This window comes from Psychrobacillus sp. L3, assembly GCF_042945595.1.
Classification (GTDB): Bacteria; Bacillota; Bacilli; order Bacillales_A; family Planococcaceae; genus Psychrobacillus.
The window spans coordinates 2,309,825-2,324,285 of record NZ_CP168493.1 but is presented as its reverse complement, the minus strand read 5'-3'; the positions used below and the strand labels follow the sequence as shown (position 1 = coordinate 2,324,285).

Here is a 14,461-nt window from a genome sequence, read left to right as displayed (position 1 = left end):
ACGAAAAATGCTAGAACTTGATGTAATGGATGAGACAAATACATTATCTGAACCAACGATGGAACTTGTTGAAAAAGTATTGCAATTTGCAGCAGAACAGCAAAAAGTAAAAGATGGAAGTGAAGTTAGTGTAACGTTTGTTACAAACGATGCCATTCAAGAAATAAATCGTACGTATCGCAAAAAGGATGTTCCTACCGATGTGATTTCATTTGCTATGGAAGAAATGGGTGATGGAGAGATCGAAATAAAAGATGCAGATATTCCAACACTCTTGGGAGACATCGTTATTTCTGTAGAACGTGCGAACGAACAAGCGGAATCGTATGCTCATACATTCGAAAGAGAACTTTGCTTTTTAGCTGTACATGGTTTTTTACACCTACTTGGTTACGATCATGGGACGAACGAGGAAGAAAAAGTAATGTTCGGTTTACAAGAAACAATACTACAAGCTTTTGGTTTGAAACGTGAAGGCCATGGACATTCCTAAGTTTCTGAAATCGTTTAAATATGCAACTCATGGAATATTGCACGTCATAAAAAGTGAACAAAATTTTCGTTTTCATTTATTAGCCGCAATCATTGTGTTGATTGCAAGTATGATAACTGGATTATCAAGTCTTGAATGGATAATCATAATTATATTAATAAGTGGCATGTTCATGATAGAATTAGTAAATGCATCTATTGAGCGAGTAGTAGACCTAGCATCACCCGACTTTCACCAGCTTGCTTTACAAGCAAAGGATTTAGCAGCAGGTGCATGCCTCGTCTATGCAATAAGTAGTGCGATTGTCGGTTTTATAATTTTTATCCCCAAATGGTGGGGAATCATATTTTAGAGGTGAAAAGATTGAATAAAGAAAAATTAATGGAAGCTTCCAAAACAGCTAGAGAGAAAGCGTATGTACCTTATTCAAAATTTCCTGTAGGAGCAGCGCTTTTAACGAAAGATGGAGAAGTTATCCATGGTTGTAATATTGAAAATGCATCATTTGGATTAACAAATTGTGCAGAACGTACAGCAATATTCAAAGCTGTATCAGAAGGAATGAATAGTTTTGTTGCAATTGCTGTAGTTGCCGATACGGAAGGTCCAGTCTCTCCATGTGGTGCTTGCAGACAAGTGTTAGCGGAGTTTTGTGATGGTAATATGCCGGTTTATTTAACCAACTTAAAAGGAAATGTATTAGAAACAACAGTTTCAGAACTGTTACCAGGTGCTTTTACAACGGGGGATTTAGACTATGCAACAAAATAATGCAGGTTTTAAATCAGGATTTATCTCCATTATTGGAAGACCAAACGTTGGGAAGTCAACCTTTCTAAATCGAGTAATAGGACAAAAAATTGCGATAATGAGTGATAAACCCCAAACGACTCGTAATAAAGTGCAAGGAGTTCTAACGTTAGAAAAAAGCCAAATGATTTTTATCGACACACCTGGTATTCATATACCAAAACATAAACTTGGGGATTTCATGTTGAAAGTGGCCAAAAATACTTTGCGTGAAGTGGATGTCATTATTTTCATGGTCAATGCAACTGAACCAAGAGGAAAAATTGATGAATTGATCATGGATATGCTAGAAAACAATGAGACACCTGTTTTTCTTGTCATCAATAAAATTGATCAAGTGCACCCTGATGAATTAATTAATATTATCAATTCTTATAAAACCAAATATGATTTTGCTGAAATAATTCCTATCTCAGCGCTTCAAGGAAACAATGTAGATAGATTACTCGAAACGATTCAAAAGTATTTACCGGAAGGTCCACAATATTATCCAGCAGATCAAGTGACGGACCATCCAGAACGTTTCATCATTTCGGAGTTAATCCGAGAAAAAGTACTCCATTTGACTCGTGAAGAAATTCCGCATTCAATCGCGGTAATCATTGATAAAATAAAAAAAGAAGAAGTCACAGAGAAAGACATGATCCGAGTGATGGCTACAATTGTAGTAGAAAGAGATTCCCAAAAAGGAATTGTTATTGGGAAAAGAGGAGCTTTGCTGAAAGAAGTTGGAATTAGAGCTCGTCAAGATATTGAAATGTTGCTTGGAACTAAAGTATTTTTGGAGTTATGGGTAAAAGTGCAAAAAGATTGGCGCAATAAATCCGCTCATTTAAGAGATTACGGGTTTAGAGATGACGATTATTAAGAAATGCGGAAGTGCTGGGGTTTGCACAGATGATAAAGAAGGAAGGGAAGGCGATTGCTCCAAAAAGTAGAGGGGATAGTCTTGCGAGCTTCTTCATATGGGGAAACGGATAAGATTGTTACCATTTTTTCTAGAGAACTTGGAAAAAGAGCAGCAATGGCTCGTGGAGCGAAAAAGCCCACGAGTCGTTTAGCCTCCATTTCGCAGCCGTTTACATATGCCTATTTTTTAGTACAACAAGGGAGAGGTATGGGTACTCTTCAACAAGGAGAAATCATCGATTCTATGCGTTCGATTCGGGAAGATATTTTCACCACAGCTTATGCTAGCTTTATTATGGAATTAGTAGATAAATTAATCGATGATGAATCTCCGAAACCCCATCTATTTACCATCTTACAACAGGCACTTCAAGCCATTTCGGAAGACTATGATCCGGAAGCGATTAGTCTATTTGTTGAATGGAAGCTGCTACCTACTGCTGGAATTTATCCCGTATTACACCAGTGTGTGAATTGTGGGGCAACAGATGGCGAGTTTGCATTCTCCTTTGCTCAAATTGGATTTTTATGTCATCGATGCTTCTCGATAGATAGATACTTGATAAGACTGACACCAGCACAAGTCAAACTTATTCGTACCTTTTATACAGTACCTATCGAACAAGTAGGTAAGCTGACTCTAAAAAAAGAAACAAAGGGTTTTATAAAAAAAATTGTTCGTACGATTTATAGCGAGCAAGTTGGTTTACGTCTAAAGTCACAAGGGTTCCTTGACCAAATGGAGAAAACGCCAGAATTTTATACCCCCAAAAAAGATCCAAGTATAGAAGAGTAATTCTTCATGCTTGGATTTTTTTCATGGAGTTAAACGGAAAAATAGTTTGGAGAAGATTGACTCAGCTTATTGCAGGGCCGTGATGTGCTTGATTTCATCCGCCCCTTAAGACGGTTCATGTGCCCCTACTCTGTCCTATAAGCCCCTACGGAGAAGTTATATACCCCTAGAACTTGCATATGTACCTTAAGTGGGTTTATGTGCCTCTACCCTATAAGCCCTCTACCAAGAAGTTATATGTCTCTAGAAATTGAATACGCATTGAGAAATACCGTATGCTACAGGGTGGCATTTGTCTAGGTTTCTCCAAATTCAAATAAAAATCCAGATCAGAAAAAGTCTGATCTGGATTTATTATTTTAAAATTGTAATTGACTTTCGATGTATGCTTTAACATCAGCAATTGGCATTCTTGTTTGTTCCATAGAATCACGGTGACGAACTGTTACTTGATTATCCGTTTCCGAATCGAAGTCGTATGTGATACAGAATGGAGTGCCAATTTCATCTTGACGACGGTAACGTTTACCGATTGATTGAGATTCATCATAGTCAACCATGAAGTGTTTGCTTAGGTCAGAGAACAAAGCTGTAGCACCTTCTGATAACTTTTTCGATAAAGGTAAAATTGCAGCCTTAACAGGAGCCAATGCAGGGTGGAAACGCAATACAGTACGTTTATCGTCACCTTCCAATTGTTCTTCATCAAATGCTTCACAAAGGAATGCAAGCGTGACACGGTCAGCCCCTAAAGATGGCTCTATGCAATAAGGTACGTATCGTTCATTCGTAATTGGATCGATATAGTTAAAGTCTTCACCTGAATGCTCCATATGTTGTTTCAAGTCAAAGTCTGTTCTATCTGCGATTCCCCAAAGCTCTCCCCAACCAAATGGGAATTTGAATTCAATATCTGTTGTAGCATTTGAGTAATGAGAAAGTTCATCTTCTGAGTGATCGCGTAAACGAATACTATCTGCGTCTACACCTAGGTTTAATAACCATTCTTTACAATAGTTACGCCAGAATTCAAACCATTCCATATCCTCACCTGGTTTACAGAAGAATTCTAATTCCATTTGTTCGAATTCTCTTGTACGGAATGTGAAGTTACCAGGAGTAATTTCGTTACGGAAACTTTTTCCTACTTGAGCAATTCCGAAAGGCATTTTTTTGCGCATCGAACGCTGAACATTTTTGTAGTTTACAAATATTCCTTGTGCCGTTTCAGGACGCAAAAATATTTCATTTGTAGATGCTTCGGTTACGCCTTGAAATGTTTTAAACATTAAGTTGAACTGGCGAATTTCAGTGTAATCAAAAGCGCCACATGATGGACAAACAACATCATGTTCTTTCATGATTTCTTCCATTTTTTCGAATGAAAGACCATCAATAACCATTTCGATTCCTTTTTTATCAAGTGCATCTTCGATAATTTTATCAACGCGATGACGAGATTTACATTTTTTGCAGTCAACCATAGGATCATTAAAGTTTCCTATATGACCAGAAGCAACCCAAGTTTTTGGATTCATTAATATTGCAGCGTCCAAACCAACATTATAAGGAGATTCTTGCACAAATTTTTTCCACCAAGCTTTTTTAACATTGTTTTTTAGCTCTACTCCAAGAGGGCCATAATCCCAAGTGTTTGCCAGACCACCATAAATTTCAGAACCTGGGAAGACAAATCCTCTTTGTTTTGCTAAACTAACTACATTTTCCATTGAAATTGACATATAAAGACCTCCATTTTTTGAATGCTTTTAAAGATGAGCAATAAAAAAACTCGTCTCCGGGCCAAATTAGCCCGGGGACGAGTAATATACCCGCGGTTCCACCCCGATTGATTGTAATTACAATCCTCTTTAAAAGCATAAGCTCCAAGCTGCCTTTTCCTGTACTGTGGACTTGCACTATCACCACTCGCTTATTTTACAGTACTTATAATACTCTTCAACGCTTTATTATTTGTTGATATTGTAACACGAGCCTGTTTACTTAGCAATAATAGGTCGACAACGCTTGAAGTTAAATATTTTAAAAATAGCCTTCCTCTGCAAGCTCGTCGCAAAAAAAGAAGTGCTCCTACGGTTACTCATTTAAAGTTTTTCAGTGAACTCTAATTAGTCTCGGGTGAGTAAAAATTGGTCTCGAAGTGCCATAAAGTGTAAAAAAATCCACATGGTTTAGCAACTCTTGATTTCTAAAAAGCATTTTGCAATTAGTATTGAGTATTGAAAAAGTGTATTTCCAATAAATTTGCTACTAAATAGTTTCTGCTGTCCAAGCTCGTAGAAAATAAATATACTGCCACGCTAAATACTTTTAACGGAGTCATTTCCTGTTTCATGTTAGCTTCAATTCAACTTACTATTTCAGCAATGTTTACTTTTATTGTACAAAATTATATGATGCAATCGGCATCTCGTAATAATTGGTGGAGTTACAGAAAAAATGAATAGCATCCATTGGTAAAGAAGCGCTGAGCGGACGAAATTGTATCTTCGTCCGCTTTTAAAAGAATAGGAAAGTATTTAATCTCTCATTAACTAAACCTAATGCACCATGTCTCTACCTATTTCGAGAGGGCGACGGACAAACATCCGCCACAAAAATTCCAATGATAATAGTGTAGCCAATGTTTCGTCCAAAGCCCTTAGGAAACGGTAAAGACAAGATGTACTTAAATGACGCTTGCACTTTTCTTATTTTGATAGTGGTATTATTATGTGCTACAATAATTGAGTATTAGTATAACACTTTGAGGCGGTGAGTCCGATCGAACTCAACAAACGGCAAAATGAGATTTTGGACATTGTAAAAGGAAACGGCCCCATTACAGGAGAACAAATTGCGGAACGACTACATTTAACGCGGTCTACGTTAAGACCCGATCTTGCAATTTTAACAATGGCTGGATTTCTAGATGCTCGTCCGCGAGTTGGTTATTTTTATTCCGGAAAGAAAACAAGTCAATCTATTTCAGATAATATTGCTCAAATGCTTGTAAAAAACTTTCAGTCTATACCTGTTGTTGTAGAGGAAAGCATGACTGTTTATGATGCTATATGCCATATGTTTTTAGAAGATGTAGGGTCATTATTTGTAGTTGATAAAACATCATTGTTATCTGGAGTACTTTCAAGGAAAGATTTTCTGCGAACTAGTATTGGAAATCAGGATTTAAATAAAATTCCAGTACATATGATTATGACAAGAATGCCAAATATCACGTACTGTTTGAGAGAAGATACGATTATAGATGTCGCAAATAAATTAATGAGTCGACAAATTGATTCATTACCTGTTGTAAAGATGCGAAAAGATGGTTTAGAGGTAGTTGGAAGAATAACGAAAACGAATATAACACGTGCTTTCCTATCATTAGCCGATGACCACGATTTGTGAGGGGGAAAACTATGAAAATGCTTAACCTATTTATCGTCTCAGATTCGATTGGAGAAACTGGGGAATTAGTGGCAAAAGCGGCAATAAGTCAATTTAGACCTGGTCTTCAGCATACAAAATTGAAAAGATTTACACATATTGATTCGCTAGATCATATAAAAGAAATTACGGAACTTGCGAAAGAACAAAATGCCATTATTTTGTACACACTTGTTCAAACAAATATGAGGGATGCATTAATAGAGTGCTGTAAACAATATGACTTAGAATCAGTAGACTTAATCGGTCCCGTACTTAACTTATTGGAGAACAGTTTGGGAGAAAAACCATTTGAAGAACCTGGATTAGTTCGTAAATTGGATGAAGACTATTTTAAAAAAATAGAAGCGATAGAATTTGCGGTAAAGTACGATGATGGGAGAGATCCAAGAGGATTACTACAAGCTGATATTGTTTTAATTGGCGTTTCTAGAACATCCAAGACTCCATTATCCCAATATTTAGCAAACAAAAGATATAAAGTTGCAAATGTGCCACTTGTTCCAGAAGTAGAGCCACCAGAAGAACTTTTTCTAATAGATCCCGCAAAATGCTTTGGTCTTGTTATTACTCCAGAAAAGCTCAATTTTATTCGAAAAGAAAGATTAATAGCAATTGGTTTAAATGATGATGCTAGTTATGCTAAAATAGAACGGATAAATGATGAGATAAAACATTTTGATAAAATTGTTCAAAGAATCGGTTGTCGAGTAATTGATGTGACAAATAGAGCTGTAGAAGAGACAGCGAATGAAGTTATTAATCATATCTTTAAAAATAATTAAAAGAAAAAGAGCCGATTCACATTTGTGAAAAGGTTTTTTTGTATTGTCTATCGAATAAAGTAATAGATTAATAAAATGAAATGATTTATAATTATTATTTGTGGAAAAAAGAATATTTTATCTATGAAACTTTTTTTATGAATTATTTTGTCGATTCTTGCAGGAATTTTATTAATTCTCTCGAATTAAATCAAATAGCAAGTAAAGATGGTGAAATAATGACGAATCGTATAGAAGAAGAGCTTATCGAACAAGTTAGAAATAACAATGATATCGTCGATTTAGTTAGCGAATATGTTCAACTTACGAAAAGAGGGAGAAATTATTTTGGTTTATGCCCTTTCCATGGGGAACAAACACCGTCTTTTTCAGTAACGCAAGAAAAACAAATTTTCCATTGTTTTGGTTGTGGTGCTGGAGGGAATGTTATTACCTTTTTAATGGATATCGAAAATCTTTCATTCCACGATGCGGTAAGTAAACTTGGAAGTCGTATAGGATTAACGATAGAAGAAAGTTCCTCCAATAGTTCAGAAGTAAAAACACCCATCTCTAAAGAAGTAGTCATTATGAAAAAAGCACATGAATTTGCAAGTGAATATTTTCATCATTTACTGCTTCATACAGAAGAAGGGGAAAATGCATTAAATTACTTAGAGGAAAGAGGGTTTTCAAAAGAAATCATTGAAAAGTACAAAATTGGCTGGTCCCTACAAAAGTGGGATGCACTTACAACGTTATTAGAGCGGAAAGGTATGGATTTAAAAGAAATTGAGAAAACTGGGCTCATTATCCGAAAAGAAAATGAATTAAAGTATTTTGATCGTTTTAGAGGCAGAATAATGTTTCCTGTTTTCGATGAAAGCGGTCATGTTATTGCATTTTCCGGGAGAGTTCTAAATAAATCCGAAAATGAAGCAAAATATTTAAATAGCCCAGAGTCGCCAATTTTTCAAAAAAGCCAAGTACTTTATAACTTAGATAAAGCTCGACCTGATATTAGAAAGCAACGCAATGTAGTCGTTTTTGAAGGCTTTTTGGATGTTATAGCGGCAGCAAAAGCGGGTATAATTAATGGTGTTGCAACAATGGGTACAGCTTTAACGTCTCAACATATAACAAAACTAAACAGATTAACATCCAATGTTACGCTTTGTTATGACGGGGATAAGGCTGGTATGGAAGCGGCTAAAAGAGCCTCGACGTCTCTCCAAGCTCAAAATATTCAAACGGAGATAGCTATTATTCCAGATGCTATGGATCCGGATGATTATATAAAGAATTTTGGTGAAGAGGCATTTCGAACGAAAATTATTGAAAAACCGCATTCCTATTTATCTTTTATGATGATTGTTTTAAAAAGAGACAAGAACTTTAATAATGAAAATGATACTTTGCAGTATATTCAAGAAATATTGGAAATACTGAGTGAAAGAAACTCTTCCGTAGAGCGTGATTTATATATTCGACAAATTTCGCAGGAAACTAATGTTTCAGAGGAAGCAATCTATCAGCATTTAAGGAAACTTCAAGGAAAAAAAGCAAAGCAATCTAAAAACCAATCTATAACTCCTCTTCAAATAAATACAGAATTGAAAAAAAAGAAAAGAACTTTAACAGCGGATGAAAGAGCAGAAAGGATTTTGCTTTCCCATATGCTTCACAATCCTCAAATAATTGATATAGCTAGAAATATTTCTGGTGAACAATTTTTTATAAGAGATGCTTATGAAGCTTCTTATGTAAGACTAATGGGGTTTTATGAAGAATATCCAGAAGGAGATTTCCAACGCTTCTTAGAAGTAATCAATGATACAGAACTGAAGAAAATAGTTATGGAAGCAGCGCTCTCAGAACGTGATCCAGATCATGAAACAGAGGAAGTCATGGACTGTTTGCGCCATATTAGAAAATACCGGGTAGAACAGCAAATTGAACAAAAATTACACGAAGCAAAAGAAGCGGAGAAAATGACTGATATGGTAAAGGCTCTACAGCTTGCTCAAGAGGCGATACAGTTAAAAAAATCTTTAGCAACTTTTGAGAAATAATCCGGTATCAAAAGGAGGAATTCTTATGGCGGACAAGTCCGAACGTACAAAAGAAACTGAAATCGAAGTATCATTAGAAGAAGCAAAAAAACAATTGATTGAACTAGGGAAAAAAAATGGTGAGTTAACTTACCATGATATAGCCGAAAAACTTGCTCATTTTGAGTTAGAGTCTGATCAGATAGAAGAGTTCATTGATCATTTGGAAGGTAAAGAAATTGAACTGAGCCGAAAAGATGGGGATGAAGAGGATTTAGATCGTTTAATGAAAGGAAAAGAAGAAACTTTTGATTTAAATGATTTAAGTGTACCACCAGGTGTTAAAATAAACGATCCAGTTCGTATGTATTTAAAAGAAATTGGACGTGTTGACTTATTAAAAGCATCGGAAGAAATCGCACTAGCTGAACGAATTGAAAAAGGAGATGAAGAAGCTAGAAAACGTCTAGCGGAAGCAAACCTTCGATTAGTAGTAAGTATTGCGAAGCGGTATGTAGGGCGCGGTATGTTGTTTTTAGATTTAATTCAAGAAGGAAATATGGGACTTATTAAAGCTGTTGAAAAGTTTGACCATCGTAAAGGGTTCAAATTCAGTACGTATGCGACTTGGTGGATTAGACAAGCTATAACGCGCGCGATTGCGGATCAAGCGAGAACAATCCGTATTCCAGTGCATATGGTAGAAACAATCAATAAGTTAATAAGAGTTCAACGTCAATTGCTTCAAGATTTAGGCCGAGAACCATCTCCTGAGGAAATAGGAGAAGAGATGGACTTGCCGCAGGAAAAAGTTCGTGAGATTTTAAAAATTGCACAAGAGCCTGTTTCTTTGGAAACACCAATTGGTGAAGAGGATGATTCGCATTTAGGCGATTTTATCGAAGATGCAGATGCACAATCTCCATCCGACCATGCTGCTTATGAACTTTTAAAAGAGCAATTAGAAGACGTTTTGGATACCTTAACGGACCGGGAAGAAAATGTATTACGTTTACGTTTTGGTTTAGATGATGGACGTACAAGAACTTTAGAAGAAGTGGGGAAAGTGTTCGGTGTAACTCGTGAACGTATTCGTCAAATCGAAGCGAAGGCACTTCGAAAACTTCGCCATCCTTCTAGAAGCAAACGTTTAAAAGACTTCTTAGAATAAAAAGAAAAGACATCCTTGTTGGAAGGATGTCTTTTTTCTATTACGACAAAATGTTATACTATTGACAATTGCAACATGAAATGAGGATGTGTAATGTCACTTCAGCGTAAGCAAATAGTATTAAATGAAATAGCTTTTTGGAAGAAAAATAAGCTGTTACCCGAACACTACTGTGACTTCCTAATGGCCTTATACGCACAAGGTGAAGATACAGGAATAGAAGAGAAAGAAAATTCATCAAAAGCGATTTTAGCGAAAGATAGAAAAAACAAGACCATTTTATATACGATACTTGGAGTAATTACATCCATTTTATTGGCTTCACTCTTATTTATGACTACTGTCGTATTCCTCCCAATTATCGTTTCAGGAATTACAATTGTCATGTTTTTATACATAGCTGTTAAATTGTTAAAAAATAAATCCGTTTTCTCGCCTTTATTAATGGTGTGTTCAGCTCTTTTATTGTTAGCAGTTTCTTTTAAAGTTTGGGAAGCTTATTTTACGAATTATCCATCTGTATTAATTTGCTTAATCTTAGGAAACTGTATCATTTGGCTTTTGTCTGGCTTATTCCAAAAGTTAGTTTATTTTAGTATTTCTGGAATTATTGGTATCATGTTTACCTTATTTTATTTGTTTTATTTTTATTTTTAGAGCTTTTATTCTTCCAATGTTTTAAGGAGAGAATCAATTTCATAATTCAAATTTAGAGCATAAAACACGACCAATATTAAAGTTAAATGTAAGAATATGTATAATGCATTTTTCATAAATCAGCATGATTTCCGCTAACGTCGGACGCTTTCCGCGGGGTGAGCGATGAGCCATCACCGCCGCATTCGCGTCGTTTGTAATGGCTCATCTGTCTCACTCATCCCGCTGGAGTCGCCGCCTGTCGCTCCTATCAATCAATAAAGTATTGTTCGTGTTTTAATAATTAAATGCTGTTTATGAAATTAACTGGAGTAAGAAAGTATATAAATTTTTTATGCAATGAACAGGTTGATTTCGGCTGCAGACGGCCGCTTGCAAGTCGGGCAAGCATCAAGCCGCTAATACATGAAGCCTTTCAACTCACTAAGTCTTGATTTCTATTTGGTTTTCCTTTTATTCCTAACGTCTAAAATATATATAATTCATTTGATAAATGTATAGAGCTGGCGGAATCTGCGGAAATAGATTTCATTTATTGATAAAGAAGTCCTGAGCGGACGAAATTGTATTGTATCTTCGTCCGCTTTTAAAAGAATAGGACAGAATCTTATCTCTCAGTAACCAAACCTAATGCACCATTTCTCTATATATTTCAAGATGGCGACGGACAAACATCTGCCACAAGATTACCGGAAAAAATGGATCGTGAAGTGACGCAGTCACTTCACGATCCATAATACTAACGATAATAATGTAGCTAATGTTTCGTCCAAAGCACTCTGGAAATGGTTGAAGACCAGGTGCACTTAAAAGAATTTTGCGTTTTTCGTAATGTCATATGCCATATGTTATATTTATAACTGTGAATTTACTTTCTTTTTAGTATAATAAGAATGTAAGCGTTTTTTTAACAAAGGGGATGGAAGAAATGAATTTTGATTTAACACAAGAACAACAAATGATTCGTAAAATGATTCGTGAATTTGCGGATGAGGTTGTAGCTCCAGGTGCAATTGAGCGCGACAAAACAAAAGCGTTTCCACAAGAAATCTTCAAACAGTTAGCTGACATGGGGATGATGGGCCTACCGTTTGCGGAAGAGTATGGCGGAGCTGGGTCTGACACTGTCAGTTTTGCAATTGTGACAGAAGAATTAAGTCGTGCATGTGCATCGACTGGTATTACATATTCTGCACATATTTCACTTGGTGGAGCTCCACTTAATTTATTTGGAACAGAAGAGCAAAAACAAAAATATTTAGTTCCAGTATGTACGGGGGAATCATTCGGTGCATTTGGATTAACTGAACCTAACGCAGGGTCCGATGCAGGAGGAACTCAAACAACTGCAAAAGAAGATGGCGAAGACTTCATAATTAATGGAAATAAAGCATTTATAACAAATGCCAGCTATGCAAAACATTTAGCGTTAACCGCAATCACAGATGTGAAAGATGGGCAGAAAGAGATCTCTGCGATTATTGTACCTACTGATGCAGAAGGTTTTACAGTAATAGATAATTACGAAAAAATGGGATTAAATGCATCTAATACTACTGAATTAGTACTTGAAAACGTTCGCGTTCCACAAGAAAACCTACTTGGTAAAAGAGGAAATGGTTTTAGACAATTCTTAGTAACTCTTGATGGAGGTAGAATTGGTATTGGCGCTATGGCAGTTGGTATTGCTCAAGCTGCTTTTGACCGAGCACTACGTTATTCAAAAGAAAGAAAACAGTTTGGTAAAACTTTATCTGAGTTTCAAGTAACGCAATTTAAACTAGCTGATATGGCAATGAAAATAGAATTAGCTCGAAACATGGTGCATAAAGCTGCATGGCTGAAGGACCAAGGACGCGCATTTGGCAAAGAGGCTTCTATGTGTAAATTATATGCGTCGGAAATTGCCATGGAAGTTGCAGACCAAGCAGTTCAAATTCATGGCGGTTACGGTTATATGAAAGAATACGAAGTAGAACGTTTTATGAGAGACGCTAAACTTTTAGAAATAGGAGAAGGAACGTCTGAAGTACAGCGTATGGTTATTGCAAGACATATTGGATGTTAATCGAATTTATGTCTAAATTGTCACAATACAGGAAAACCCCTCTTTAGGACTTTTCGTTTTCACGAGAATGCAGTACAATATTAGTGTTGACTAATTCTATGTTAGAATGAATGTATCAAAAGGGAGGGTTATCTATGAAAAAGAATCCAATAATTCCATTTATCTTAATTATGGCGTTTGGTATCGGTCTAATTTTCTTCTTATCTATTGAAGGCGTGAATAACAAAGGAGAAATAGCAGCCGATAAAGAAGCGGCTGAAAATGGTGGAGAAGTTGCATCTACTGAGGAATTTGATCCTGCTACATTTGCACAAGGGAAATGTATAGCATGTCACGGTGGTAACTTTGAAGGACAAGGTGCTGCACCTTCTCTAGTAGCGACTAAATTATCTGAAGACGAAATTAAAGATGTTTTAAAGAATGGTAAAGGCGGTATGATGCCAGCTGGTCTAGTACCTGCTGAAAACATCGACGCTATGGCAGCTTGGGTTAAATCTTTAGGTGAAAAATAATAATTGTAAAAAGACCTCGATTCTTAAAAAGAATCGAGGTCTTTTTTTATTTTTGCTATAATGGATGATGAGGTGTTTAAATTGAATGCAAAAAATTTGTCGGAACGTTTAAAAAGGGTAGCTTTTTTTGTTGAAGAAAATACAATTCTTGCGGATATTGGTAGTGACCATGCCTATTTACCCTGCTATTTAGTTCACACTGGGAAAATAACTACTTCCATTGCGGGGGAAGTGGTAAAAGGTCCTTTTGAATCCGCACAAAAACATGTGAAAAGTGAAGGGTTAGAAAAACAAATAGATGTACGTTTTGGAAATGGCTTAGAAGTTATACAAGAAGCAGACAATGTGCAAACGATTACGATTGCTGGAATGGGTGGTCCGCTTATAGCTTCCATATTAGAAGCTGGAAAAGACAAACTTACAACTGCTGAAAATTTAATATTACAGCCAAATGTTCATGCGAAAGCAATTCGAGAATGGGCAATAAAAAGAAATTGGAAAATTGTGAACGAAACCATATTAGAAGAGCATGATAAAATTTACGAAATTGTCGTACTTAAAAAAGGTAAAATGCAGCTAACAGAGCAAGAATTATTAGTTGGCCCAATTTTAATGAAAGAAAAATCAACTGTTTATAAAAAGAAATGGACGAATGAATTAAACGAATGGCAACGGATCGTCAACCAGTTAAATAAAATAGCGCCATCAACGGAGGTACAACATAAGAAAGAAGAGCTCGAAAGAAAAATTGCTCTAGTGAAGGAGTCATTGTAAAAA

14 protein-coding genes are annotated in these 14,461 nt (G+C 36.0%); 13 read left to right on the top strand and 1 reads right to left on the bottom strand.

Annotation, left to right across the window (positions count from 1 at the left end):
- The first annotated feature begins 7 nt into the window (after positions 1 to 7).
- From ybeY to recO, 5 genes are read left to right on the top strand one after another with little or no spacing between them, the layout of a single operon-like run.
- Positions 8 to 493, top strand: a complete 486-nt coding sequence (ybeY, locus tag ACEPXD_RS11490) for an rRNA maturation RNase YbeY (RefSeq protein WP_391116099.1) — start codon at positions 8 to 10, stop codon at positions 491 to 493.
- Positions 480 to 845: a diacylglycerol kinase family protein gene (locus ACEPXD_RS11485; protein ID WP_391116098.1), complete on the top strand. Its 366-nt coding sequence runs from the start codon at positions 480 to 482 to the stop codon at positions 843 to 845. Before ybeY ends, ACEPXD_RS11485 begins: the two co-directional genes overlap by 14 nt.
- An 11-nt stretch (positions 846 to 856) precedes the next feature.
- Positions 857 to 1,264, top strand: a complete 408-nt coding sequence (locus tag ACEPXD_RS11480) for a cytidine deaminase (protein ID WP_391116097.1) — start codon at positions 857 to 859, stop codon at positions 1,262 to 1,264.
- Positions 1,251 to 2,171, top strand: a complete 921-nt coding sequence (gene era, locus ACEPXD_RS11475; RefSeq protein ID WP_391116096.1) for a GTPase Era — start codon at positions 1,251 to 1,253, stop codon at positions 2,169 to 2,171. The genes ACEPXD_RS11480 and era overlap by 14 nt, the downstream gene beginning before the upstream one ends.
- A gap of 54 nt (positions 2,172 to 2,225) precedes the next feature.
- Positions 2,226 to 3,008 (top strand): DNA repair protein RecO, encoded by a 783-nt coding sequence (recO, locus tag ACEPXD_RS11470; protein WP_391116095.1) that lies wholly within the window; start codon positions 2,226 to 2,228, stop codon positions 3,006 to 3,008.
- A 359-nt stretch (positions 3,009 to 3,367) separates the two neighbouring features.
- Here the strand turns inward: recO and ACEPXD_RS11465 are convergent, their stop codons facing one another.
- Positions 3,368 to 4,750, bottom strand: coding sequence for a glycine--tRNA ligase (locus ACEPXD_RS11465; protein WP_391116094.1), 1,383 nt, complete (start codon positions 4,748 to 4,750; stop codon positions 3,368 to 3,370).
- Between the two features lie 1,033 nt (positions 4,751 to 5,783).
- Here ACEPXD_RS11465 and ACEPXD_RS11460 point away from each other — a divergent pair.
- The 8 genes from ACEPXD_RS11460 (at position 5,784) to ACEPXD_RS11425 (ending at position 14,458) form a co-directional block, all read left to right on the top strand.
- On the top strand, positions 5,784 to 6,422 hold the full coding sequence (locus ACEPXD_RS11460) for a helix-turn-helix transcriptional regulator (RefSeq protein ID WP_391116093.1): 639 nt from the start codon (positions 5,784 to 5,786) through the stop codon (positions 6,420 to 6,422).
- An 11-nt stretch (positions 6,423 to 6,433) separates the two neighbouring features.
- Entirely contained in the window at positions 6,434 to 7,246 is an 813-nt protein-coding gene (locus ACEPXD_RS11455) for a pyruvate, water dikinase regulatory protein (RefSeq protein WP_391116092.1), read from the top strand.
- Between the two features lie 218 nt (positions 7,247 to 7,464).
- Positions 7,465 to 9,297 carry a DNA primase gene (gene dnaG, locus ACEPXD_RS11450; RefSeq protein WP_391116091.1) on the top strand — a complete coding sequence of 611 codons (1,833 nt, stop codon included), beginning with the start codon at positions 7,465 to 7,467 and terminating at the stop codon, positions 9,295 to 9,297.
- 25 nt (positions 9,298 to 9,322) lie between these two features.
- Positions 9,323 to 10,447, top strand: a complete 1,125-nt coding sequence (rpoD, locus tag ACEPXD_RS11445) for an RNA polymerase sigma factor RpoD (protein WP_151700378.1) — start codon at positions 9,323 to 9,325, stop codon at positions 10,445 to 10,447.
- Between the two features lie 93 nt (positions 10,448 to 10,540).
- Positions 10,541 to 11,104, top strand: a complete 564-nt coding sequence (locus ACEPXD_RS11440) for a hypothetical protein (protein ID WP_391116090.1) — start codon at positions 10,541 to 10,543, stop codon at positions 11,102 to 11,104.
- A 928-nt stretch (positions 11,105 to 12,032) separates the two neighbouring features.
- Positions 12,033 to 13,172, top strand: a complete 1,140-nt coding sequence (locus tag ACEPXD_RS11435; RefSeq protein WP_391116089.1) for an acyl-CoA dehydrogenase family protein — start codon at positions 12,033 to 12,035, stop codon at positions 13,170 to 13,172.
- Positions 13,173 to 13,306: 134 nt separating this feature from the next.
- Entirely contained in the window at positions 13,307 to 13,684 is a 378-nt protein-coding gene (gene cccA, locus ACEPXD_RS11430) for a cytochrome c550 (protein ID WP_391116088.1), read from the top strand.
- An 81-nt stretch (positions 13,685 to 13,765) separates the two neighbouring features.
- Positions 13,766 to 14,458 carry a tRNA (adenine(22)-N(1))-methyltransferase gene (locus tag ACEPXD_RS11425; RefSeq protein ID WP_391116087.1) on the top strand — a complete coding sequence of 231 codons (693 nt, stop codon included), beginning with the start codon at positions 13,766 to 13,768 and terminating at the stop codon, positions 14,456 to 14,458.
- Positions 14,459 to 14,461: the final 3 nt, after the last annotated feature.